The sequence below is a fragment of the Coleofasciculus sp. E1-EBD-02 genome (assembly GCF_040218245.1).
Classification (GTDB): domain Bacteria; phylum Cyanobacteriota; class Cyanobacteriia; order Cyanobacteriales; family Coleofasciculaceae; genus Coleofasciculus.
On the sequence record NZ_JAVJQN010000033.1, the window covers coordinates 60,585 to 84,789 of the forward strand.

A 24,205-nucleotide genomic window follows, 5' to 3' on the forward strand; every position below is an offset into this window, starting at 1 on the left:
CCCCTTCAGCTTCCAGAGCCTGGATCAGCAAACTCTGGAAGTTTTCCATATCTTAAATTTTTGGGGACACCAATAAGTTATACAAATTCAAAGCCCCTGCCCGTAGTAAAGGAGCTAGTAGTACGGAAAAACACATCCGTTGTTGGACCAGTGATTGTGGCAATCAAGTCATCAGCAGCACCACTTGTATCAAAAATTTGTATACCATTCCCAGCACCTAAATTTTCCAACCTGTAGGTAGCAGAACCATTTAGCTGGATTATATCTCCCTCAAAGTAGTTGAAGTCCGTAATAGTGGCTAAACCTGTACCTAGATAACGAGTAGTACCCATTTCGCCGAGAATAAACCGATCTGCACCACTGTTACCACTGAGTACATCCGACTCACCTGCCACCGTTCCACCTCCGTCGAGGGTGTCATCTCTCCCACCACCGCTCAGGATATCGTCACCTATACCGCCGATAAGAATATCATTGCCGTAATCTCCATTAAGGCTGTTGGCAAATTCATTCCCCTCAATCCTGTTGTTGAAGACATTACCCGTGCCATCGATCGCACCACCTGCTGACAGTAGAGTCAAGTTTTCCACGGTGGAAGAGAGTGTATAGGTAATAGTAGAGCGAACCTCATCAATTTCGCCAGGAGTAAACACTTCAAAAACTACGTCCCCTGGATCATCTACGAAGTAAATATCATTACCGGAACCTCCTTTCATAGTGTCAGCTCCAGTACCCCCAGTGAGAGTGTCAGTTCCAGCGCCCCCCTCTAGGCTGTCATTACCAGCTTCTCCGTCGAGGGTGTCATTGTCAGCACCCCCGTTGAGAGTGTCATTATCAGCGCCCCCATTCAGAGTGTCAGCACCATCCTCTCCCCTGAGACTATCAGCCCCTATGCCTCCTTCCAAGGTATCATTACCACTATCGCCGAGGAGAGTATCATTACCATCATTCCCACTTAGCATATTATTGAGATTAGTATTCCCACGGATGAGATTACCCAGTCCGTTACCAATAGCCATGGTGGCACTGCCTAACAGCGTGAGGTTCTCCACATCGCTAGCAGTCAACAGGTCAAAGTTAACAAAAGATTCAACTAGATCTATGCCTGTACCGCCAGAAATCACATCACTTAGATTGTCTACAACCAAAATGTCATTGCCAGCCCCCCCATTCAGGGTATCATCGCCACCACCACCATCGAGGCGGTTATTGCCACTGTTACCAGTTATGATGTTATTATCGTTATCGCCTGTGGCGTTGAGGTTAATCGTCCCAATCAGTTCCAGGTTCTCAACATTAGTAGCATTGGTCAACAGATTAAAGCTGGCAGAAGTCCTGACTAAATCTGTACCTGTGCCGCCATCAACAACATCACTTAGGCTGTCTACCACTAAGATGTCATTGCCAGCGCCCCCGTTCATGGTATCACTACCACTGCCACCATCAAGGCTATCGTTACCACCACCACCGTTAAGGAGGTCGTTTCCCCTGCCTCCTTCTAGAGTATCACTCGTCGTCTTATCGTCGCGACCTTGGAGAGTGTCATTGCCGTCAAGCCCTCGTAGGAGTGTTGAGGCGTAACTGCTTTGAAGAAAATTGCTGAATACATTGCCTGTTCCCTCTGTGGCAGCAAATATCAGCACCAGGTTTTCAATGGTTGTTAATTGTTCGATACTATAGTTAAAAGCGCTTTGGATAGTATCATTACCCCCATTGAAAGATTCAACAAATTGATCCGTTGGTTGAATATATTGATAGAAATCATTGCCATCACCCCCCGCTAGGCGGTCACCTCCTTCGCCACCTCCGTAGAGGGTGTCATCGCCGGAACCACCAAATAGAGAATCAGGACCAGCGCCACCGAACAGGGAGTCATCTCCCTCTAACCCTCGAAGTAGGTCTCCAAACATTCCACCAATGAGTGTATCACTCCCAGAGCCACCCGTAAGCGTGTTAGGTTCCTCGAATACACCGCCTATCAGACCATTGCCAGTTTTAATCGCCATAGAATTAAGTTACCTTGAGATGAACTGCTACTTAACAGAGCCAACTCATCTGATCTTTTTATCTTTAAAGCCCTGCAAAACCAATAAAGTGGATATTCCTGTTGCCTTCAGTGATTCATTTGACTGATATCTAGACCTGATTTGCGTTTGCCCTGCGCTACTAAACTAGCAGTTTTTGCTTAAACAGCCAATGACTGTACCGTACTTCTCCTCAAAAGATTTATGAAGATGAACTCAATTCCTCTGGTATCAGTAATTATTCCGACTTATCACCGCAATGACTTGTTGGCTAAGTGTCTGGATTGCTTAGCACCTGGAGTACAAACCTTAGCGATTAAACACTATGAAGTTATTGTTACAGATGATGGCTCCCAGACAACGGCTCAGACTATGATTCAGAAGTTCTATCCTTGGGCAAAATGGGTCGCTGGTTCTCGCCAGGGACCTGCGGCAAACCGGAATAATGGGGCAAGATATGCTCAGGGAGAATGGCTAGCGTTCACCGATGACGACTGCTTACCCGACCCCCAGTGGCTAAAAGCCTATACTCAAGCTATGGTAGCTGAGTCCTCCTGCTTAATTTTTGAAGGGCGAGTGTATGTTGACCGTCCTCGGCGCAGTCTTGCCGAGACATCACCGATTAACGAGTCGGGTGGATATCTGTGGTCATGCAACTTTATCATTCACAGGCATATCTTTGAATCATTAGGGGGTTTTGATGAGCGATTTCCCTATGCAGCGATGGAAGATGTAGAGTTGAGGCAGAGAATCATCAAGATCGGACAGCCATTCAATTTTGTCCAATCAGCCTCAGTCTGTCATCCTTGGACGCCCAAAAAAGGCTGGAAAAAACTAAAACAACACCAAGAATCTACATTTATTTACTTATCGATACATCCAGAAGAAATTAAAAATATTAATTCATTGTATTACTTAAGGTTTGTGATTTATGGGTTGATAAAATCTACAATACCAGAGCTATTGAAATTTAATTTTTTAGGTATTAAACATGCAATGTTGTGGCATATTTCTTGTCTACAAATGGCTTTTATTATAGGAAGAATGAATAAAAAATAAAGCTCATGTCTATTATTTTTATAAAATACACTAAATGTAGTTGGTAAGGATTCAGGTCTATGTTTAGCTCATTCATCAGGCTGGGGGCGCTTGCCGTGACCAAGTAACGTTGAAAGGGAATCAAGTCATATCGACGAGTGCGCCCAGGCTATTTATTTTTTCCGCTCCTCACATAGCGACAAAAGGTCAACAGTCTGCTTTATTATTAGGTATATAAACAAAGACTCAAAGCTTCTTTATACAGAAATTACAGCATTGCCATTATGAGCATAAGTAATCAAATATATTTAAAGTTGCCCTACAAATGCACAAATAAATTAATCCTATTATTGGTGAAAAAACTTAAACAAATGCATTTACGGTATTTATGATAGACTAGACGAATCTATCGAACTTTTAACAAAAAAACTTTCTTGGACTTATCCAATAGACATGATACCCTACAGAAAAACCAAAAACAGACCGACAAAAGATGATTTAGACCAAGAAACAATTCAAATTTTGCTCAAAGCCAATGCCTTAGATATAAAATTATATGAATTTGCCCAAAACAACTTTGATAAACAATTCATGAATGTGTAATGTCAGTACAAGCAACAAAAATGTCTGTACTTGTTCAGATAGTACCAAGATTACCTCCAGCAGTTGATGGTCTAGGAGATTACTCACTGAATCTAGCTCGCCAACTGCGCCAAGACTGTGAAATCGAAACCCATTTTGTGGTCGGAGATCCAGGTTGGACAGGTGCTACAGAAATTGAAGGATTTACCATCAGCCAGGGAAATAAGCGTTCTGCTAATGCCCTGGTTTCAATACTATCTAGCAGCATCAGCACAGTCCTGCTACACTATGTTGGCTATGGGTATGCTCAGCGCGGTTGCCCTTTGTGGTTAGTGAATGGGTTACAACGTTGGCGAACCGCCAGTGCCAATCATTATCTAGTGACTATGTTCCACGAAGTTTACGCCTCTGGATCTCCTTGGACAAGTGCCTTTTGGTTATCACCCTGGCAAAGAAACTTGGCAGCGCGTTTGGCAAGGCTGAGTGATAAAGCTCTTACGACGAATCAAATCATTGCCCAAATCCTGGATCAGCTTCTTCTCGACAAACCTACTCCAACACCAAGTCTCCCTGTCTTTTCCAACATTGGAGAACCCAAGCAGCTATTGCCATTAGCAGAACGCCCTAGACAGCTAATCGTCTTTGGCACCCCTGGTATCAGACGGCGGGTTTATCAGGAGTCTCTGACATCTTTAAACCAAATATGTGATCAACTTGCCATAGAACGAATATATGATGTGGGTTCACCCTTATGTCTGGATATATCTCATGTCAATGGTGTACCCGTGGTAGCAACGGGTAAAATAGGAGCAGCCGCCGTGAGTACACTTCTGTCAAATGCACTCGTTGGTTTCTTGGACTATCCCACACACCTGTTGGCAAAATCTACTATTTTTGCCGCTTATTGCGCCCACAGGCTGATTCCGGTTGTGGCGACTACCTCGACAATTTTCCAGATAGATGGCTTGGAAGCCGGAAAGCACTATTGGCTTACAGGTAGTCCAGTAGGTAAACTAAGCTTGGCAACAGGGCAAGCGATCGCCGATAATGCTCATTGTTGGTATCAAACCCATAATTTATCCATACAGGCTCAGTCCTTTGCTACATATTTATCACAGAAGGAGACAACCGAGAGAGTACAGAATCACTACTATTAAGCTCAAAACTTGGCGAGTTAAGTCGTTTTTATATCTCGAATGAACCAAAAATTATATCTTAACTACGGCTGTGGTGTATCGGCTCCAGACAATTGGATAAATTTTGACTCATCCCCTACCCTGCTGTTTGAGAAAATTCCCCTAGTCGGGAAAATGTATACAAGAAACAACCAGCGTTTTCCCAAAACTGTTAAATACGGTGACATCGTAAAAGGTCTACCCATTCCCCCGGAGTCTTGTGCGGGAATCTACGCTAGTCATATTTTAGAGCATCTGGCTTTAGAAGATTTTCGTGTTGCCTTAACGAATACCTATAGGTTACTGAACCCTGGCGGACTTTTTCGGTTAGTCGTTCCCGATTTGGAATACTTAGCCAAAACTTACATTAACTCTGAAAACCCTCTAGCTGCTGAGGAATTTGTGCGGAACACCTGGATGGGTGTAATAACAAGACGACGAGGACTATTAGGTTGGGTAGAAGCCATCCTAGGAAATAGCCGTCACCTCTGGATGTGGGATTTTAAGTCGCTGAGGTATGAGTTGATGGCTGTGGGATTTATGGATATCAGGAGATGTGACTATAGTGATGCTACTGATGTAATGTTTAAGCAGGTGGAACATCCGTTACAATTTGTGAATGCTGTGGGAATAGAATGCCGCAAGCCGTTAAGCCCCAATCAGCAGGTAGACTGCCAGAGAGAGTTGAGCCATGAGTCAAGGTAGATACCGGGTTCTTTTTATCTCCTCCCAACCGATGCAAAATGCTGCGCCTTTAAGATTGCTAGCTCAACATCCGCAGCTAGAAATGCAGATGGCTTACTGTAGCCTCCCCACCAACACCCATCTTTGGCAGAGTTGGGAGTACCTGAACAAGGATGTTTTTGACACTCCGATGATGGATGGCTATCCTTGGATTTATGTACCTAATCGCTCCCTCTCACCCAGTCTGGGTAGATTTTGGGGGTTACTGAATCCAGGTTTAGTCAAGATGGTATCCAAGTTTGATTGTTGTATAGTCTATGGTCATGCCTATGCTAGTTTTTGGTTAGTGATCGCGACAGCCAAATTTACGGGAAAACCGCTTTTGCTATCAACTGATGCAACCTACTTGGAATCAGCAGCAGGGGGTAACTGGAAAGTGCCGCTCAAACGCCAGCTACTTCCTTACCTGTACAATAGAGTAGCCGATGCCGTACTGGTGCCATCAACGGCTGCTAAACGGTTTATTCATTCATTAGGCGTTCCAGAAAAGCGAATTTTTGTGACGCCTTATGTGGTAGATAACGAAGCAATCACAAGCATTGCCAGCCAAGCCAACCGTCAAAAAATTAGAGAAAGTTGGCAGATTTCAGAAGATGCCTTAATTATCCTATTTTGTGCTAAATTTATTGAGCGTAAGCGTCCTCAGGATGTCCTGCAAGCTTTTGCGATTGCTAATATACCCCACAGTTATTTGGTTTTGGTGGGAGAAGGACCATTAGGGGATGAACTGCGTGCTACCGTTGAGCAATTAGGAATCAATGAGCAAGTGCGCTTTTTGGGATTCGTTAAATATTCACAGCTACCGGAAGTCTATGCTACCTGTGATTTACTGGTTCATCCGGCTGAGTGGGAACCCTATGGGTTAATCGTCAATGAAGCTATGGTTTGTGGCATCCCAGTTATTGTAAGCGATCGCGTGGGTGCGAGTTATGATTTGATTCAGGACGGAGTAACAGGTTTCACCTATCCCTGTGGTGATGTAGGCATCTTAGCAGAACTGTTAAGGAAAACCCTCACGAATCGGGTACAGTTGAAGCAAATGGGAAAGGTAGCTAAGCAGCGAATGGAAACATGGTCATCTCGCGAAAATGCAGCCGTAACTGTGGAGGCGATAAGGACAACGATTGATTTGAAACAAAACAATAAATCATAAAAAAAATCTGTTTATTATATAATCTAGCCAATTCATATTTTAAATAAATATTCTAATTAAATATTTCTGTCATTTACGTTGTTTCATTTAAGGAGAAAGTCCAGCTTGCATACTAGAGAAAATGCATTTTCAAATCCTATTAAACTTGAACCCGTACAATCCTGCCCTGTATGTGGAGCTAATGGCTATGTTAGCTTAGAAGGTTGCCGAGATCATATTTGTGGATTGTCAGGAAATTGGTCATTTAGAAAGTGCCAGCAATGTAATTCGCTCTGGATAGATCCGCGTCCAACTAAGGAAATGATTTCATTTCTTTATCCTGATAATTATTGTTTTACACACATTCAACCGGAAGCTCCACTCAAAGAGCCGGAAGGCTTTTTAAATAAGTTCAGATTTTCTGCAAAGCTAGCAATTTTAGAACATAAATTCGGATATAAAGATCTTTCTCAAAAAGCATCCCTGTCATTAGGAATTAAGCTAGGGAAGTTCATTCGCTTTCTTCCAGGAATTTCAAAATGGGCAGGATACACAGTTCGATTTCTTCCTTACTATCCTCAAGGTCGCTTGTTAGAAGTAGGGGCAGGAAATGGACAGTTCTTGTGGTTGATGAATGAGTTAGGCTGGCACGTCGAAGGGATAGAACCAGATCCAAAGGCAGCTCAAGCTGCTGATTTTACAGGGTTAAAGCTGATAAAATGTGGAGTGGAAGACGTTGACTTAGAACCCTCTAGTTACGATGCTATAGTTTTGCACCACGTTTTAGAACATCTTCCTGATCCGAAAACTGTGTTAAAAAAGTTAGAATATAGTCTCAAACCAGGCGGCGTTTTAGTCAGTATTTCACCTAACCCTGAGGGTATAATAGCCAAGTTATTCAAAAATAAATGGTATGCGCTAGATGCACCGCGTCATTTGATATTGCCCAGCAGAAAAGGATATGAGTCTATGCTGGAAGGTACAAAATTAAAAGTACAAGTTTATACAATTAAGCAAATATTTTTTTGGATATGCCGTGAAAGTTTATCGATTCATCAGACAGGTAGAGTGGGAAAGTATACAGGATGGTTATTGCCCAAAATATTGGGTTTATTTACTTCAATTTTATTGCCATTTTTTCCTGATTTAGGTGAAGAAGTTGTTTGTCATGCCGTCAAGGAATAAAATAAAGATGATATGAGTTTACCCATTCCAGTTTTTATAGTTCATTGGAATCGCCCTCAAGAATGCATACGCACCGTACAATGCTTTCTTGAGCAAAATTTACTTGTGAGTATTTCAGTCATTGATAACGCTTCGAGTCAAGAAAATGTTAAAATTCTGAGCGAGAATCTCCCTGCCAATGTCAAACTAGTCCGGTTAGAGGAAAATAAAGGTTGGGGTGGCGGATTAAATGTCCTTCTCAGTCAATGGCTAGTTAACAAAAAAGAACCTTACTGTTTCATCAGCGCTCATGATGCTCTACCACAAGGAAAATGTCTAAACATGCTGATTAATAGTCTGGAAAGTGATTCTAAGCTTGGCATTGTTTGTCCAGAGTATGGCAACCCAGAACTACCTCGATTCTCACCTATAAAAGGTCCCCACTTTATTTTTACCACACCCCGTCCTACTGGTACTGTGGAATCAATTCCCTTTCCTCACGGAACTCTAATGGCTTTTCGCTGGGAATGTTTAAAGGACATTGGTCTGTTTGATGAGCGTTATTTTGCTTATGGTGACGAGTATGACCTTGGCTTACGAACTTGGCTCTACAACTGGAAGGTTGCTATCGTCTGGGGAGCGCTCGTAGTTAACCCTGGCTCATGGACTCCGAGTCCAATTAAAACTTATTTATTTACTAGGAATTCATTACTTCTAGCCTATACTTATGGTGGTAGGTTACAGGCAATGCTACGAATATTTCTGATATGTATCAACACCTCTAGGCTACTTATATTTCCTTTTACGCGAAAAAATGCATTTTTTACAGATGATTTTCTTTATGCGCGATTTTTAGCAATTACTAATTTTATACTGAATCGCCATGGCTGTCCTCCCAGTCAATTAAGCAAATTAAAATTATAAACAGATTATATTTTGTATAAAAAGATAAAAATATAAATAGATTTAATAAATATATTTTATGTATAAATAATGAAAATATTAGTTTATTCTTCTTTATTTTATCCTAGTATTGGAGGACTAGAAACAGTTGTGTCCATTCTCGCTCATGAGTTTGTCTACCTGGGGCATGAGGTTAAACTCGTTTCACAGACACCAACAACTGTACCTCGGTTTTTTCCTTTTGAAGTCATCCGACGACCTCACCCACAGCACCTATTAAAACTTATCCGTTGGTGTGATGTCTATTTCCAACCCAATGTCAGTCTCAAAGGAATTTTGCCGCTTTTAATTAGCCCTAAACCCTGGGTTGTGTCACATAATAATTGGTACACTCGGCAAAATGGTAGTCTAGGCTGGCAAGACTATTTAAAGCATTTAATCATCAGATTTGCCACTAACATTTCAGTCAGTCAAGCTGTAGCCAACCATATCTTAACTCCATCAACGGTGATTCCCAATCCTTATCAGGAAGACATATTTTACGAAATGCCAGACATTCATCGGGATAAAGAACTTGTCTTTTTAGGACGCTTAGTATCTGATAAAGGTGTAGACGTATTGCTCAAAGCATTAGCTAATCTTAAACAGATAAACCAATTTCCTCGATTGACGATTATAGGTGGCGGTGCAGAAGAAGCTCAATTACGTCAACAGGCGCGAGATTTACACATTTGGGAGCCAGTCAATTTTGTGGGAGTGAAAGTTGGCAAAGAATTAGCCCAATTATTAAACGCTCATAAAATTATGGTAGTACCATCCCGTTGGCAAGAGCCATTCGGTATAGTAGCGTTAGAGGGGATTGCCTGTGGCTGCGTAGTGGTGGGTTCAGCCGGAGGCGGACTTAAAGAAGCCATTGGTTCTTGTGGACTTACCTTTGCCAATGGTGATAGTCAAGCCTTGACTCAAGTCCTAGCACAGTTGTTAACCCAACCTAACCTGTTATCTCAGTATCGCCAAAATGCAGCATCTCACTTAGCCGACCATCGAAAAGCTGAAATAGCAAAAGCGTACCTAAAAATATTGGAGGAGACTATCCGTTGAACCTACTAATTCTGGGTCTACTCGCTGGTACTTTCATAGCTTGCCTATCAGCCCTCAACTGGCGTCTTGCCGTTAAAACGACGCTAGTTGTTGTAGTGATTGAGGGAGCGCTACGAAAATGGGCTTTTCCCCAAGCCAGTCAACTCCTTTACTTTCTGAAAGACTTTATCCTTTTTGGAGCGTACATCAGTTACTTTTCTTTGCCAAATACTAAACTAAAACTAGCGGGAAAACACCACACTATTACTGCTCTAACCTGTATCGTAGCACTCTGGTGTCTGTTTCAATCCTTCAATCCAAGTTTGGGTTCTTTTGTTATCGGTATATTCGGTATTAAAAATTACTTATTTTATCTTCCTTTAATGTGGCTATTGCCACATCTTTTCCGGTCAGAAGAAGAACTTTATAAATTTTTGCGTTCTTATCTCTTGCTACTTATTCCTGTCGGAATTTTAGCGATCGCTCAGTTTTTAAGTCCTCCTAGTAGCCCTCTTAATGTCTATGTCAATGATGACACAGCTTTTGCCCTATCGGGAAACAATACCGTCCGGGTAACTGGCACCTTTTCCTACATTGCTGGCTACTCCATTTATCTGGGATTCTGCTTATGCTTACTGCTACCATTGCTGACGCGGCAACAGTCACGTTTATGGCGTTCCCTCACTATTGTCGAGGTCTTGTTAGTAGTCATCACTAGCTTTATGACCGGTGCCCGTGGCTTAATGATTATCGCCATTTTACTCATAGTTGGTTACTTTAGCCTGCAAGGGTTAACCCAATTGGGTAACATCCTGCGTTCCATCCCAAAATTTATACTACCCGGTATCCTGGCTTTTATTGCCACAACTGTCTGGTTTCGCCCAGCCGTGGAAGCCTTCTGGATTCGCGCCTCCACGAGCAACGATCTCCCGGCTCGAATTGTAGGTAGTTTTACTGACCCCTTTAGGTTTTTTGCGTATAAGGGAATAGATGGTTACGGTACAGGAGCGACTTTCCAGGCAAATGGTATCATTCGGGCATTACTCAATCTTCCCAGTGGAGAATATATCCCCGTCTTTTATGAATCAGAAATGGGTAGGATTGCCCTGGAATTGGGACCGATTGGCTTTTTATTGTGGTATGGGTTTAAACTGGTTTTGCTGTTAGCCCTGTGGAATGTATATAGGCAGCTAAAACGACCTTTCTTGCGTCAGTTGGCTCTCAGTGCTTTTTTACTCCAAGCCATCATGTTCAATAGTCAGCTAATTTTCAACCCAACAGCTAACTTGTATTATTGGTTTCTCAATGGTTTTATTTTCCTTTTACCTCAACTCGAACAGAAAGTGAATTGGCAACACTATCAACAAACATGGCAACTCTATGTCCAATCCTCGGATTTCCCTGATTCACCCCACAAGTAATCCTTTTTCCCGGAATGCGGCAATTGCTCTGGCACAAGCCGGTTGGCTTCAGGAAGTAATTACCACAATGGCTTATAACCCCGAAGGGGCGATAGGACATGTCTTGAAGCGGCTTCCTCCCTCTATTCGTAACCCGATTACTCATGAACTGAAACGACGAACCTGGATTCCTCCCCATGGCGTACCCATACGGACGTATCCCTGGCGAGAAGTACTGCGAATGGCAATGGTCAAATCAGGCGTAAGTTGCCGCATTGGTCTAGGTCATCAAGGACCGATTGATTGGGTGTATGCTTCCTTAGACCGCCACGTTGCCCATCACCATCTCCAAGGAATTGATGCCGTCTATGCCTACGAAGATGGAGCTGCCTGCACTTTTCAAGCTGCTAAGCAATCTGGTATCCTCTGCTTATACGACCTGCCGATTCCCTTCTATCGAACCAGTCGTGCTATTCAAGCCGAAGAAGCTGAACAGTTTCCAGACTTGGCTCCTGCCTTACAGGCCATCCAAGAACCAGCTTGGAAAATCGAGCGTAAGGAACAGGAAGTTGAGTTAGCTGACCATATAGTTGTGGCATCGTCTATGACACAAAAGTCTCTGTTGGATAGAGGTGTAAAACCCGAAAAAATTACCGTCATTCCCTACGGTGCGCCCATTGACTATTTCCAACCTCAACCCAAGTCAGATCACTGTTTTCGCGCTTTATTTGTTGGTCGAGTTGGACCCCGCAAAGGCGTCCACTACCTATTGCTAGCTTGGCAGAAGTTAAAACTACCTGGGACGGAATTACTTTTGGTCGGGGTTAACGAATTTCCGGAAGGTTGGCTAGCAGATTATACCCATCTTTTCCGCTATGTTCCTTCTGTTCCTCACTGTTCCTTGCAAAAATATTACAGTGCTGCTAGTGTTTTCGTGTTTCCTTCCTTAGTTGAAGGCTTTGGACTGGTGCTGCTAGAGGCAATGGCTTGTGGAATTCCTGTAATTACCACATTTAACACAGCAGGTTGTAATATTATCACAGATGGGGTAGATGGGTTTATTATTCCCATTCGGGATGTTAACACCCTCAAAGAAAAATTAGAATGGTGCTATCAGCATCCGCAAGAATTAGCTGAAATGGGTAAAGCGGCTCGCCATAAAGCTGAACAGCTAACCTGGGAAAATTATCGACAAAAGTTAGTTAATAAAGTTAGAGAATGTTTGTTCAATTATTAAGGTAAAATCATGTGCGATCAAAGCTGTATTGAATTTGGTCAAGCTAATCTTACTGTGGAAAACATTAAAAATAAGTCGGTACTAGAGGTAGGATCTGTTAATATTAATGGCAGCTTAAGATCTATTGTAGAAGCCTTAGAACCTAGTCTTTATATTGGCGTTGATATACACATGGCTCCTGGAGTCGATTTCATTTGTGATGCTGATAATTTAGTTAATCAGTTTGGACAAGAAAAGTTCGATGTACTGATCTCAACTGAGATGTTAGAACATGTACCAAATTGGCAAGAGGTAATAAGCAACTTCAAACAAGTGCTTAAACCCAATGGGATTTTGTTGATCACAACTAGATCTATAGGTTTTCCTTATCATGGCGCACCCTATGATTTTTGGAGATATCAGCTATCAGATTTAAAAGCTATATTTTCCGACTTTAAAATTGAAGTACTACAAAAAGACAACGAAGAACCGGGCGTATTTCTGAAAGCGATAAAACCGATTAATTTTAAAGAAAAAAATTTAGATAATTACCTTTTATACTCAATTATAAAACATAAAAAAATAACCTCAAACACAAACATAGAGGTCACGGAACGGGATCGGTGGTTTAATAATCTAGATTTAGCCGTAAGAAGACTAGTAAGTAAAATCTTACCTTTATCAATAAGACAATTTATCAAAAAAAGAATCCTAAAGATCATCTAGCCTCGATACTACAATACTGAACTTGGGAAAAAATGCTCCTGAATGCTGCATTTGGTGTTAAAATTGAGAAGATTTACTCTATAGGCAAAGGATGCAGCACAGAATTTTCTTTACACACATTCCTAAAACGGCGGGTAGTTCGGTAAAAAATACTTTAATTTATCCCAACTATAAGGAAGAGGAAATTTACTGTTACCAGGGACTAAAAAGAATAATTTTATGTAATAAAAAAAAAGTTAAAATTGTTATAGGTCACTTTCCCTTTGGTCTACATAGGCTTTTTTCTGATTCCTTTGCATACACTACATTTCTAAGAGATCCCCTAGAGAGAGTTATATCTCACTACTACTGGGTAAAAGAGACTAAATATCCAACGTATGAACATCCAGATTGGAAATTGCATTCAGAAAATTCTTTAGAAGAATTTTTTGATAAAAGAAAATTTGATAAATTTAGTCTAGACTACTTTAGGTTAATTGATAATTTGCAAACAAGGTATATTGCCGGAATAGAAAATAGATTGAGATCAAAAGATTCAGAATATATGCTGGAAATTGCAAAGTTAAACCTTGTTAAATACTATAAAATTTTTGGTATTCAAGAGGAATTTGAAAAGTCAATAAATCTATTGAAAACGTATTTTGGATGGTCATTCCAATCCAGAGTTACTAGACAAAAAAATACAAATAAAAAACCTAATATTAGCAAAAAAACCATGGAAACTATAAAAAAAAATAATCAGCTAGATTTGTATTTGTATGATTATGCATTAAAAATATTTCAAGAATTTTAATGCCCATTTCATAAAAAAAGGTATTTTAATAAAAAGAATAATTGCTAAATATCATCCATGAAAATATTAATGTGTATCAAATAAAAATGAGATGATACAATATTTTTTGATTGGTCAATATAGTTATGAAAAACAACTTTAACAAGATTCATTTATGGTTGCCCAATATTTTTGAGTTTAAAGGTGGAATTCAAGTTTACTCAGCTTTTTTATTGAAAAATTTACAAAGCTTGTATCCTAACAAATATTATAAAGTTTTTCTCAAACACGATACTTGTGCATCACCCGATTTTCTCAAGTCCACTCGATTTCATTGTGCCGGAACCTTTCCCCTACCTCTACGAACCCTGGTATTTGCCGCTCAAATTTTAGGACATGGATTTTGGCAACATCCTAATCTAGTGATAGCCACGCACCTCCATTTTACAAAAGCAGCGTACTGGCTAAAACGAATGACAGGTATCCCCTATTGGACAGTTGCCCATGGTGTAGAAGCTTGGAACATCGAACACCCTGGCTTAAAAAGGGCTTTACATTACGCTGACCGGATTCTAGCTGTCAGCCATTATACCCGCGATCGCCTCCTCAACGAACAACACCTTGATCCGGCTAAAATCTCAGTGTTACCCAACACATTTGATGCTACTCGCTTCCAAATTGCCCCTAAACCTCAACATCTACTGAAGCGTTATCACCTGACTGAAAAACAGCCAATTATTTTAACGGTGGCTAGATTGGATAGTAGTGAACAGTACAAAGGATATGACCATATCCTTCAGGCACTACCAGAGATTCGGCGTCAGGTTCCCCAGGTTCACTATATCCTAGTTGGTCAGGGTAGCGATCGCGCCCGCATTGAACAACTCATCACCAACCTCAACCTCCAAGATTGTGTCACCTTAACTGGCTTTGTTCGCGATGAGGAACTGTGTGATCATTATAATCTTTGTGATGTGTTTGCTATGCCCAGCAAAGGCGAGGGATTTGGCATCGTTTACCTGGAAGCCTTAGCTTGTGGTAAGCCTACCATCGGTGGTAATCAGGATGGAGCAATCGATGCACTTTGTCAAGGAGAATTGGGTGTGTTGGTCGATCCTGATAATATAGATGAGATAACTCAAACCATCATCCAAATCTTGCAAGGTATCTATCCCCATCCCCTTCTATATCAACCTGAAGTCTTGCGTCAGAAAGTCATCGATACCTATGGGTTTGAGCGCTTTCAACAAACCTTGGCAGAATTACTCCAAACAACGGAACTGGGAGTTCAATAGGTGAGAGTTTTACAGGTTATTCCCTCCGTTAGTCCAGCTTTAGGGGGTCCTACACAAGTTGTATTAAACTTAGTTCAAGCATTGCGAGAATGGGGAATTGATACTGAAATTGTTACCACTAATGACAACGGTGCAACACTTTTAGATGTACCTTTAAATCAACGCATTACATATCAACAGGTTCCTGTCTGGTTTCTGCCGCGATTTTCTCCACCTTTAAAAGAGTTTATCTTTTCAACAGCACTGACTCAATGGTTGTGGCAACATATTCAGGATTATGATATCTTAGATAACCATTATCTTTTCTCCTACGCCTCCACCTGTGCTGGTGCGATCGCTCGCTGGTATGAAATTCCTTATACCGTCCGTACAATGGGTCAACTCAGCCCTTGGGCATTGGAGCAAAGTCGGTTAAAAAAGCAATTATACACCTTCCTAATTGAACGTCGCAATCTCAACCGTGCCGCCGCTATTCACTGCACGTCAGCCCATGAAGCCCAAGATGTGCGTAACTTTGGCATTTCAACTCCTACCGTTACTTTACCTCTAGGGGTGAACTTACTTCCAGATTGCCCAGAGGCTAAACAGAATTTACATCAGAGTTATGGAATACCGAATCAAACGCCAATCGTACTTTTTTTATCTCGCCTGCACTATAAAAAGCGTCCTGATTTATTAATCCAAGCCCTCAGCCAACTCACTGTTAAAAGCTATGATTTTCACCTTATATTGGCGGGTTCAGGGGAACCCGACTATGTAAATCATCTACAAAAATTAGTCGCCTCGGTTGGTTTAACTAAAAATACATCATTTGTTGGTTTTGTCACGGGTGAAGATAAAAACTTACTCCTCCAAGGTTCGGATATCTTTGTCCTCCCTTCTTTTTCGGAAAATTTCGGAGTAGCAGTAGCCGAAGCAATGGCGGCTGGATTACCCGTGATCGTTACCCCCGGTGTACAAATTTCACCCGAAATTGCCGAAGCTAAAGCTGGATTAGTTGTAGAGGGAGAGATTGAGACTCTTACTGATGCGATCGCGACTTTGCTAAACTCTCCTCATCTACGCCATGAACTCGGCGAGAATGGTAAGCGCTTGGTGAGTCATCGATATTCCTGGAAGGCGATCGCTCAAAATCTGATTTCTGTCTATACTGCAATAATCGAGGGGAAACCTTTACCGGATCATCTCAGTAATTATTGATCAGCCGTCAAATCAGTGACATTTACCCCTATCCCGCTAGTACAAATAGTCTGGTGAAAATCTGCCGTCATCAATTTAAATGGAAATGCTGTCTAACCAGCGCTACTCTGATCCTGCTTCTACTCAGTATCATTCCCCTGCGGCTGGCGATCGCACAATACCAATCACCCTACCCTCAAGCTATTCTAACCTTAGGCGGTGGGCGCGATCGCGAAACCTTCACCGCCCAATTTGCCCAAACTCACCCTTCCCTAGACATCTGGGTTTCGAGTGGTTCACCCCCAGACGTTTTGTCTGCTATTTTCCAGAACGCCAATATTCCAACTCAGCGCGTTCATCTCGACTATCGCGCCGTCGATACCGTCACCAATTTCACCTCTCTCGTGGCTGACTTCAAACGCCGCCAAATCCAACATATCTACCTAATCACCTCAGACTATCATATCCCCAGAGCAAAAGCGATCGCGAATCTGGTTCTCGGAAGCCAAAGCATCACCTTCACCCCCATCGCCGTACCCTCCAACCAACCCCCTGAATCCTGGCTGCGTATTCTTCGTGACAGCATTCGCGCCCTACTCTGGATTATCACAGGTCATACTGGCGCTACACTTAAACCACAATTGATTAGTCATTTGTTATTCGTCATTCGTCCTTTGTTATATCATTGACTTAAAACGAATGTTGTTGACTTAAGATAAATATCGCCAACTTGGACACCAGAAAAGGAATTTCTTATCTTTAAGCTAAAGTAAGAATCAAGCTTATTGGGTAATTCTTTTAACCCGTTTTAACGGGTTTTAGCTTTTAGCCCGGACTTTAGTTCAGGGCTTTAGTCAGTGCTTATCCACTATTCAGCGCCATCACGATAAAACGTAGCACAAAAACCCCCGCCAAAACCCACACCGCGATCGCGACTTCATTGGCTTTACCTTGAAACCCTTTAATTAACGGGTAAGTAATCAATCCAATCGCTAAACCTTCCGCGATCGAATACGTCAATGGCATCATTAAAATCGTTAAAAATGAAGGAATTGACTCCGCCGGATCATCCCAGTGAATTCCCCGTAAATTCCCAGCCATTAATACCCCCACAATTACCAATGCTGGCGTCGTAGCAAACGCTGGAATTCCCGAAATTAACGGAATAAAAAAGATCGAACCAATAAACAAAACCGCGACAACAACAGCCGTAAATCCCGTTCGCCCCCCTTCAGCAATCCCTGAAGCTGACTCAATATACGTCGTCACCGTCGAGGTTCCCAAAACTGCCCCTACTGTGGTTCCTACTGCATCCGCCATCAATGCTTGATTCGCCCTGGGCAATTCCCCTTGTTCGTTAATATAACCCGCCTGCATCCCTACCCCAGTCAGGGTACCTACGGTGTCAAATAAGTCTACAAACAGAAACACGAACAACACTGCTAGGAAATCCCAGCCATTCACCTGATTGATTCTACCCAATCCCGCGATCGCAACTCCGACTAAATCCACGGGTAACTCAGGAACACCAATAATTCCCTCTGGTAACGGAGACACGCCGAGAATCCAGGCTAGCGCCGCCGTTGCTAAAATTCCCCATAACAGCGCCCCCGTGAGGCGACGGGCAACAAATGCCGAGGTAATTAGGATACCCGCGATCGCAATTAATGTTGAAGGTTGACTCAAATCCCCTAACTTCGTTTTCGTCACCGTATCAGCGGCGATAATCCCCGCCCCACTTAAGGCAATATAGGCGATAAATAAGCCAATTCCAGCCGCCGTTGCCCGTTTCAGACAATCGGGAATCGCTTTGACGATTAAATGACGGACATTTGACAACGTTAGGGCAATAAAAATCAACCCTTCGATTAAGATAGCAGAAAGGGCAATCCGCCAGTCGATACCTAATCCCAATACCACCGAGTAGGTAAAAAAGGCATTAAGTCCCATACCGGGTGCAAGGGCAAGGGGGTAATTCGCCCACAATCCCATAACTAGGGTAGCAATTGCCGCAGAAAGTGCTGTGGCAATGACCAATTCATTAAACAAATCTCCTGATGCTTGTAAAAAAATGGCATCGGATAAAATGCCCGGATTCACAACCAAGATATAAGCCATCGTCATAAAGGTGGTGAACCCTGCCAATAGTTCTATGCGGATGGTGGTTTGGTATCGATCAAATTTAAAGAATTTAGCCAAAAATCCCGGCTGTTTCGCTGGTTGTCCAGACGGATTAGCAGGGGAATGCTCCTGATTTGGATCATGATGACTCATAAGTGTCGCCTGAGATGCCCTAAGATTTAGCCATTAGTATTATATGATTGGGAATCATAAATTATATCACTTATCAAAGTATTGGTTTCGTCTTGGCTTAATCGCTATTTTTTTAGCCTCAGTACTACTCCGATTTTGGGGATTGGGTCGATTTAATACGCTGGTATTTGATGAGGTGTATTACGCCAAATTTGCCAATAATTACTTAACCGGAACAGAGTTTTTCAATGCTCACCCGCCCTTGAGCCAATATATTATCGCGATCGGGATGTGGCTGGGTTCTCATTTTCCCTGGGATCAGCAGTCCATGAATGGTTTGGCGGGTTCATTGCGATCGACCTGGAGTTACCGTTGGCTGAATGCGCTCACGGGTTCGTTTATTCCCTTAGTTGTCGCCGGAATTGCCTATCAGCTTAATCGGCGTCGCAGCTATGCGTTAATCGCCGCCTTGTTAGCTGGGGCGGATGGTCTATTTTTAGTTGAGTCTCGCTACGCGCTGAATAATGTCTATTTGGTTATTTTGGGATTATTGGGGAATTTATGTTTGTTAATCGCACTCAATCAATCTCAGTCGAAACGCTGGATAATTTTGGCATTATCGGGTGCTTTTTTCGGCGCATCTGCTTGTATTAAATGGAATGGTTTATGGTTTTTATTTGGGGTTTATCTCCTGTGGGGGATGGCTTGGTTGCTTCAGTGGAGAGGAGATAGTTCAAAATTTAAACCTTGGGTTGGGGCGGGTTTATTTACATCTGGGTCAAAAAGAGACGATAGTAGTGAAACCCGCCCCTACAAACCATGCACTACAGCGAAGCGAAGGGTCAACACTCAACACTCAACACTTAAAACTCCCTTAGTTAATTTAACTCAATTAAACGGGATTCAATTTTTAGTCAATTTTGCCTTAATTCCGGCGTTGACGTATAGCTTACTTTGGATTCCCCACCTAATTATGAATCCCCAACCCGGATTTTGGGAAGCCCACTATAAAATTTTGACGTTTCACGAAAAAATCGGCAGCGGACCCGATGTTCATCCCTACTGTTCTAAATGGTACACTTGGCTAATTATGCTGCGACCTGTGGCTTACTTTTACCAAACTGCCCAGAGTACCCGCGAACAAGTCCCGGCTTACCCTCCGTTACCCAAGGGATATGGTCAGGTGATTTATGATGTCCATGCGATGGGAAATCCTATCCTTTGGTGGTTATCAACAGCAGCCATTTTATTGTTACTGTTGCTGTTGCTACAGCGTATTTTTTCAGGAATGTGTGGATATTTTCCACCCACAACAGTGAATTATATTAGCCTCTATTTAGGTCTTAACTGGTTGGCTCAGTTAGTACCTTGGATTGGGGTAAGTCGCTGTACATTTTTATACCACTATATGGGAGCTTCTGTGTTTTCTGGGTTAGGGTTAGCTTGGCTGATTGACCGTTGGCTACATCGAGAGCAAGAGTCTTGGCAAATAGTGGCAATAACGGTTATCAGTTTAATTCTGTTGGCATTTGTATTTTGGTTGCCGATTTATTTAGGATTACCTCTATCTCCTGAGGGTCATCAACTGCGAATGTGGTTCCGTTCTTGGATTTAGATTATTTGCTAATTGGTCATTGGTCATTGGTCATTGGTCATTGGTCATTGGTCATTGGTCATATCGGCGCTTGTAGTGCAAGAAGGCAGAAATAACTGAACAGCTAATATCTCCCCCAGCTCCCTCAGCTCCCTCAGCTCCCCCAGCTTCATCGTCTCTACGAAGCTGCTCAAGTATTTTTGCCGCGATGCAGTAGGGGTGACCCGCTTGTATAAATGAACAACGTTCGTCGTCTCAATTTGGTCGGGTCGCCCTCTGTAATTCGGTGAGGCTGTAAGCATAGCGTCCCTATGTTTCCCTACATTTAGGTGTACTATTACCCTTCTGTCATTGCCACAATTTGAAGCGTTGTTAGTTCTAACTGAGGAAACAAAAGAGACAGAATTGTCGCGTCTCCTTGATATCGCGCTGCCTGGTATTCATCGTCAATTAAACGATTGATCGTTACAGTGGGTTGTTTAGGAGATCCAATATATTGAACGCCTCCGAGTCCGGCATAATCGACAATCCAGTATTCCCGAATTCCGAGTGTTTCGTACTCATTTAATTTAATCCGGTAATCGTCCCGCCAATTGGTGCTGACAACTTCAATCACCAGGGGAGGTGGTATGTATGCTGCCGCAGATGCTGAACTTTGGCGCATTCTTTGCCATTCGTCTTTGGCGAATATCACAATATCGGCTTTACGACTGGACTCATTTTCACCGGGGGCGTTATTCAACCGGACTTGCTTGCTCTGACGGGGAACATAGGGTAAATTAAAGTCTTGGCAATGGTTGTTCAGGAGACGACAAAGCCCATCAACAACGTCTTCATGTTTAGCTGTAGGTTCACTGAGGGGCATGGCAACTCCTTTGACAAGCTCGAATGACCTACCGGAGCCATCATCCCAGTTGAGAAATTCCTCGAAGGCTAGGGGTTTGTTGGCGATCGCGATCATTGTTATTGCTCCAATTCATCGGTCAGCTTGATTTGGCTTATGTCTATGTTAAGGTTAAGGGAATTTTTTTACTCAAACGACCAGGGATGCGATCGCACTCACCGATAAGTTGGGATGGTGTGTTCCCATGATGGAGTTCGAGTGAGTCATGGGAGTTATTGGTAGGAACGCACCCGACAAGACGGGTATCGCACTCGCAACAAAGGCTGTTGAGTCATATCATGTCCGGTCAAACACCCCTGAATAAAAACAGGCAAATAGTTTTTGCTCTCAAATAATAGAACAAGGGCGGGTTTTGCATCACAGTTATCAGAAATCATCAAGGTTAATCCCTAAACCCGCCCCTACAAAATTTGTGATTTTTACTCATCTTCCCTATCTTTCCTATCTTCCAGACGTAGCATGCTACGTCTCTACATTGCTCCCCCAGCTCCCCCATCTTCCCCATCTTCCCCATCTTCCCCAGCTCCCCTAGCTCCCCTAGCTCCCCCAGCTCCCCCAGCTTCCCCAGCTTCCCCTCTTCCTCACGATAGAATAGGTAAAATGACCAGCGATCGCACTTCCTCTGGTCAACTATCCATTAAAATCTCTAAAGTTATTGTATTCAGCGATTTGGCATTAACAGCGAGAGGAGACAAAAGTACGCATGGGCAAGGTAGTCGGCATTGACCTAGGGACAACAAACTCTGTGGTAGCCGTCATGGAGGGTGGCAAGCCGGTTGTCATTGCTAATGCAGAAGGTATGCGGACAACCCCTTCTGTGGTGGCTTTTAGTAAGGAGGGGGAACGCTTAGTCGGACAAATGGCACGCCGCCAAGGGGTTCTGAATCCCCAAAATACGTTTTATGGGATTAAGCGCTTTGTGGGGCGTCGATATAGCGAACTCAATCCTGAGTCGAAGCGCGTCCCCTATACGATTCGCCGTGATCCAGAAGACGCGATTAAAATTCGCTGTCCCCGCTTGAAGCAGGAATTTTTCCCGGAAGAGATTTCGGCGATGGTACTGCGGAAGTTGGCGGATGAGGCGACTCGCTATCTGGGTGAAGAGGTGACGGGGGCGGTGATTACGGTTCCCGCTTATTTTAATGATTCCCAACGACAGGCGACGCGAGATGCGGGGCGGATTGCGGGGTTGGAGGTGTTGCGAATTCTCAATGAACCCACAGCCGCATCCTTAGCCTATGGGTTGGATCGGGAAGACAGTCAGACGATTTTAGTCTTTGATTTGGGCGGTGGTACGTTTGATGTCTCGATTCTAGATGTGGGGGAGGGTGTATTTGAGGTGAAAGCCACCAGTGGCGATACTCAATTGGGGGGAAATGATTTTGACCGCAAAATCGTCGATTGGCTAGCCGAACAGTTCCTGGAAGCCGAAGGCGTGGATTTACGCCGCGATCGCCAAGCCCTCCAGCGATTGATGGAAGCCGCTGAAAAAGCCAAGATTGAGCTTTCGGGGGTGGGGGTGACGGAGATTAATTTACCTTTCATCACCGCTACCGCCGAGGGACCCAAGCATCTGGAAACCCGACTGACTCGCCCCCAGTTTGAGGGATTGTGTGGAGAATTGGTGAGTCGTTTACGTCGTCCCCTGAAACGCGCCTTCAAAGATGCGGGATTGACGCCTGTACAAATTGATGAGGTGGTTTTGGTTGGGGGTTCGACTCGGATTCCCTTAGTTCAGCAATTGGTGCGGAGTTTGATTGACAAAGAACCGAATCAAAATGTGAATCCTGATGAAGTAGTGTCCGTCGGCGCAGCCATTCAAGCGGGTATCCTGAGTAATGAAGTCAAGGATGTGCTGTTGCTGGATGTGACGCCGTTATCGATGGGATTGGAAACCATTGGTGGGGTGATGAAAAAGCTGATTCCCCGGAATACGACTATCCCCGTGCGGCGATCCGATATCTTTTCCACCAGCGAAAATAATCAAACCCTGGTAGAAATTCATGTTCTGCAAGGGGAACGGGAAATGGCAAATGATAACAAATCCCTGGGACGGTTTAAGCTGACCGGAATTCCGCCTGCGCCCCGGGGCGTTCCCCAAGTGCAAGTGGCGTTTGATATTGACGCTAATGGGATTTTACAGGTAACCGCCTTGGATAAAACCACGGGACGGGAGCAAAGTGTGACAATCCAAGGCGCATCAACCTTAAATGAGTCGCAAGTGCAACAGATGATTCGCGACGCTGAGGAAAATGCCCAATTGGATCGTCAACGTCGGGAACGGGTAGAGAAGCGCAATCGCGCCGAAACCATGGCGACGGATGCGGAACGCCAACTCAAGGAAGTGACGCTGGATTTTGGCACCCAATTTGCCAGTGCGTATCGGCGGCGGATTGAAGCCCTAGTCTTGGAACTCCGAGACGCGATCGCCCAAAATGATGATCGGGCGATTGACCGGGCGCAGTCAGATTTACAAGATACTCTCTATGAACTCAAACGGGAGGTACGGTTAGCTTACGCCGAAGATGAGGATGATGACTTTTTTGGCTCAATTCGTCGTGTCTTCACTGGAGAAGACGAAGACGATGCTTATTGGGAACCCAGACGGCGTGAACCGCGTGAACCCCGTGATCCGTATGATTATGGTGTAGGGACAGGTCGATCCAGTCGCCAACGCGATTACGAAAGACCCAGAAGTTATTCTCGTCGCGATGTTCGTTCCGCCCCCTTAGAAAATGATTGGGATGAAGAGGATGATGATTGGTTTTAAATAGTGCAAAGGCGTAGCATGGCACCTCTGGGTGTAGGGGCGGGTTTAGGGACTAATATTGATTGTCATCCCTAGCTTGGCGGCAAAACCCGCCCGGTGTGTAGGGGCAAGAACTATTTGACCAATGACCAATGACCAATGACCAATGACCAATGACCAATGACCAATGACCAATGACCAATGACCAATGACCAATGACCAATGACCAATGACCAATGACCAATGACCAATGACCAATGACCAATGACCAATGA

21 protein-coding genes and 1 pseudogene are annotated in these 24,205 nt (G+C 43.4%); 17 read left to right on the top strand and 5 right to left on the bottom strand.

Going from position 1 to position 24,205, the window contains the following annotated elements; genetic code table 11:
- Positions 1–77: 77 nt before the first annotated feature.
- Positions 78–2,006 carry a calcium-binding protein gene (locus RIC07_RS05790; RefSeq protein ID WP_446393684.1) on the bottom strand — a complete coding sequence of 643 codons (1,929 nt, stop codon included), beginning with the start codon at positions 2,004–2,006 and terminating at the stop codon, positions 78–80.
- Positions 2,007–2,228: 222 nt separating this feature from the next.
- On the opposite strand from RIC07_RS05790, the gene RIC07_RS05795 reads away from it, so the two are divergent.
- The 15 genes and pseudogenes from RIC07_RS05795 (at position 2,229) to RIC07_RS05865 (ending at position 17,119) form a co-directional block, all read left to right on the top strand.
- Positions 2,229–3,083, top strand: a complete 855-nt coding sequence (locus tag RIC07_RS05795) for a glycosyltransferase family 2 protein (RefSeq protein ID WP_446393685.1) — start codon at positions 2,229–2,231, stop codon at positions 3,081–3,083.
- Positions 3,084–3,515: 432 nt separating this feature from the next.
- Entirely contained in the window at positions 3,516–3,665 is a 150-nt protein-coding gene (locus RIC07_RS05800) for a hypothetical protein (protein WP_446393686.1), read from the top strand.
- 20 nt (positions 3,666–3,685) lie between these two features.
- Positions 3,686–4,801 (top strand): glycosyltransferase family 1 protein, encoded by a 1,116-nt coding sequence (locus tag RIC07_RS05805; protein ID WP_446393687.1) that lies wholly within the window; start codon positions 3,686–3,688, stop codon positions 4,799–4,801.
- A 39-nt stretch (positions 4,802–4,840) separates the two neighbouring features.
- Positions 4,841–5,524: a class I SAM-dependent methyltransferase gene (locus RIC07_RS05810; protein WP_446393688.1), complete on the top strand. Its 684-nt coding sequence runs from the start codon at positions 4,841–4,843 to the stop codon at positions 5,522–5,524.
- A complete protein-coding gene (locus RIC07_RS05815) occupies positions 5,511–6,716 on the top strand; it encodes a glycosyltransferase family 4 protein (protein WP_446393689.1) in 1,206 nt (401 codons plus the stop codon). The genes RIC07_RS05810 and RIC07_RS05815 overlap by 14 nt, the downstream gene beginning before the upstream one ends.
- Before the next feature lie 105 nt (positions 6,717–6,821).
- A complete protein-coding gene (locus RIC07_RS05820; protein ID WP_446393690.1) occupies positions 6,822–7,880 on the top strand; it encodes a class I SAM-dependent methyltransferase in 1,059 nt (352 codons plus the stop codon).
- Between the two features lie 12 nt (positions 7,881–7,892).
- Complete coding sequence (locus RIC07_RS05825) at positions 7,893–8,783, top strand: glycosyltransferase family 2 protein (protein ID WP_446393691.1); 891 nt, start codon at positions 7,893–7,895, stop codon at positions 8,781–8,783.
- Positions 8,784–8,852: 69 nt separating this feature from the next.
- The gene (locus RIC07_RS05830; RefSeq protein ID WP_446393692.1) at positions 8,853–9,863 is read left to right on the top strand and encodes a glycosyltransferase family 4 protein; all 1,011 of its coding nucleotides are present in this window, start codon (positions 8,853–8,855) and stop codon (positions 9,861–9,863) included.
- Positions 9,860–11,263: a hypothetical protein gene (locus RIC07_RS05835; protein ID WP_446393693.1), complete on the top strand. Its 1,404-nt coding sequence runs from the start codon at positions 9,860–9,862 to the stop codon at positions 11,261–11,263. Before RIC07_RS05830 ends, RIC07_RS05835 begins: the two co-directional genes overlap by 4 nt.
- The gene (locus RIC07_RS05840) at positions 11,223–12,479 is read left to right on the top strand and encodes a glycosyltransferase family 4 protein (RefSeq protein WP_446393694.1); all 1,257 of its coding nucleotides are present in this window, start codon (positions 11,223–11,225) and stop codon (positions 12,477–12,479) included. Before RIC07_RS05835 ends, RIC07_RS05840 begins: the two co-directional genes overlap by 41 nt.
- Positions 12,480–12,488: 9 nt before the next feature.
- Positions 12,489–13,184, top strand: a complete 696-nt coding sequence (locus tag RIC07_RS05845) for a class I SAM-dependent methyltransferase (RefSeq protein WP_446393695.1) — start codon at positions 12,489–12,491, stop codon at positions 13,182–13,184.
- An 85-nt stretch (positions 13,185–13,269) separates the two neighbouring features.
- A pseudogene (locus RIC07_RS05850) lies at positions 13,270–13,977 on the top strand (sulfotransferase family 2 domain-containing protein); the annotation flags it as partial.
- A 125-nt stretch (positions 13,978–14,102) separates the two neighbouring features.
- Complete coding sequence (locus tag RIC07_RS05855; protein ID WP_446393696.1) at positions 14,103–15,251, top strand: glycosyltransferase; 1,149 nt, start codon at positions 14,103–14,105, stop codon at positions 15,249–15,251.
- On the top strand, positions 15,252–16,451 hold the full coding sequence (locus RIC07_RS05860; RefSeq protein WP_446393697.1) for a glycosyltransferase: 1,200 nt from the start codon (positions 15,252–15,254) through the stop codon (positions 16,449–16,451).
- Between the two features lie 59 nt (positions 16,452–16,510).
- Positions 16,511–17,119: a YdcF family protein gene (locus tag RIC07_RS05865; RefSeq protein ID WP_446393707.1), complete on the top strand. Its 609-nt coding sequence runs from the start codon at positions 16,511–16,513 to the stop codon at positions 17,117–17,119.
- A 172-nt stretch (positions 17,120–17,291) separates the two neighbouring features.
- Here the strand turns inward: RIC07_RS05865 and RIC07_RS05870 are convergent, their stop codons facing one another.
- Entirely contained in the window at positions 17,292–18,704 is a 1,413-nt protein-coding gene (locus tag RIC07_RS05870) for an NCS2 family permease (protein WP_446393698.1), read from the bottom strand.
- A 43-nt stretch (positions 18,705–18,747) separates the two neighbouring features.
- Between RIC07_RS05870 and RIC07_RS05875 the strand changes: the two genes are divergently transcribed.
- Positions 18,748–20,298, top strand: coding sequence for a dolichyl-phosphate-mannose--protein mannosyltransferase (locus RIC07_RS05875; RefSeq protein ID WP_446393699.1), 1,551 nt, complete (start codon positions 18,748–18,750; stop codon positions 20,296–20,298).
- Between the two features lie 316 nt (positions 20,299–20,614).
- Here RIC07_RS05875 and RIC07_RS05880 read toward each other — a convergent pair whose 3' ends face one another.
- Both RIC07_RS05880 and RIC07_RS05885 read right to left on the bottom strand, forming a co-directional pair.
- Entirely contained in the window at positions 20,615–21,238 is a 624-nt protein-coding gene (locus RIC07_RS05880; RefSeq protein ID WP_446393700.1) for a Uma2 family endonuclease, read from the bottom strand.
- 155 nt (positions 21,239–21,393) lie between these two features.
- A complete protein-coding gene (locus RIC07_RS05885; RefSeq protein WP_446379124.1) occupies positions 21,394–21,558 on the bottom strand; it encodes a hypothetical protein in 165 nt (54 codons plus the stop codon).
- A gap of 326 nt (positions 21,559–21,884) precedes the next feature.
- Here RIC07_RS05885 and dnaK point away from each other — a divergent pair, with 326 nt between their 5' ends.
- Complete coding sequence (dnaK, locus tag RIC07_RS05890) at positions 21,885–23,951, top strand: molecular chaperone DnaK (protein ID WP_446393701.1); 2,067 nt, start codon at positions 21,885–21,887, stop codon at positions 23,949–23,951.
- Positions 23,952–23,996: 45 nt separating this feature from the next.
- Here the strand turns inward: dnaK and RIC07_RS05895 are convergent.
- Positions 23,997–24,205: hypothetical protein (locus tag RIC07_RS05895; protein ID WP_446393702.1), on the bottom strand; the 209-nt coding region annotated here is incomplete at its 5' end.

Excerpts from the sequence above, each read along its gene's own strand:
- RIC07_RS05805 (WP_446393687.1), top strand. The coding sequence starts at position 3,686 with ATGTCTGTACTTGTTCAGATAGTACCAAGATTACCTCCAGCAGTTGAT.
- RIC07_RS05845 (WP_446393695.1), top strand. The coding sequence starts at position 12,489 with ATGTGCGATCAAAGCTGTATTGAATTTGGTCAAGCTAATCTTACTGTG.
- RIC07_RS05825 (WP_446393691.1), top strand. The coding sequence starts at position 7,893 with ATGAGTTTACCCATTCCAGTTTTTATAGTTCATTGGAATCGCCCTCAA.
- RIC07_RS05830 (WP_446393692.1), top strand. The coding sequence starts at position 8,853 with ATGAAAATATTAGTTTATTCTTCTTTATTTTATCCTAGTATTGGAGGA.
- RIC07_RS05885 (WP_446379124.1), bottom strand. The coding sequence starts at position 21,558 with ATGATTTCTGATAACTGTGATGCAAAACCCGCCCTTGTTCTATTATTT.
- RIC07_RS05810 (WP_446393688.1), top strand. The coding sequence starts at position 4,841 with ATGAACCAAAAATTATATCTTAACTACGGCTGTGGTGTATCGGCTCCA.
- RIC07_RS05870 (WP_446393698.1), bottom strand. The coding sequence starts at position 18,704 with ATGAGTCATCATGATCCAAATCAGGAGCATTCCCCTGCTAATCCGTCT.
- RIC07_RS05875 (WP_446393699.1), top strand. The coding sequence starts at position 18,748 with ATGATTGGGAATCATAAATTATATCACTTATCAAAGTATTGGTTTCGT.
- RIC07_RS05790 (WP_446393684.1), bottom strand. The coding sequence starts at position 2,006 with ATGGCGATTAAAACTGGCAATGGTCTGATAGGCGGTGTATTCGAGGAA.
- RIC07_RS05815 (WP_446393689.1), top strand. The coding sequence starts at position 5,511 with ATGAGTCAAGGTAGATACCGGGTTCTTTTTATCTCCTCCCAACCGATG.
- RIC07_RS05855 (WP_446393696.1), top strand. The coding sequence starts at position 14,103 with ATGAAAAACAACTTTAACAAGATTCATTTATGGTTGCCCAATATTTTT.
- RIC07_RS05800 (WP_446393686.1), top strand. The coding sequence starts at position 3,516 with ATGATACCCTACAGAAAAACCAAAAACAGACCGACAAAAGATGATTTA.
- RIC07_RS05840 (WP_446393694.1), top strand. The coding sequence starts at position 11,223 with ATGTCCAATCCTCGGATTTCCCTGATTCACCCCACAAGTAATCCTTTT.
- RIC07_RS05795 (WP_446393685.1), top strand. The coding sequence starts at position 2,229 with ATGAAGATGAACTCAATTCCTCTGGTATCAGTAATTATTCCGACTTAT.
- dnaK (WP_446393701.1), top strand. The coding sequence starts at position 21,885 with ATGGGCAAGGTAGTCGGCATTGACCTAGGGACAACAAACTCTGTGGTA.
- RIC07_RS05880 (WP_446393700.1), bottom strand. The coding sequence starts at position 21,238 with ATGATCGCGATCGCCAACAAACCCCTAGCCTTCGAGGAATTTCTCAAC.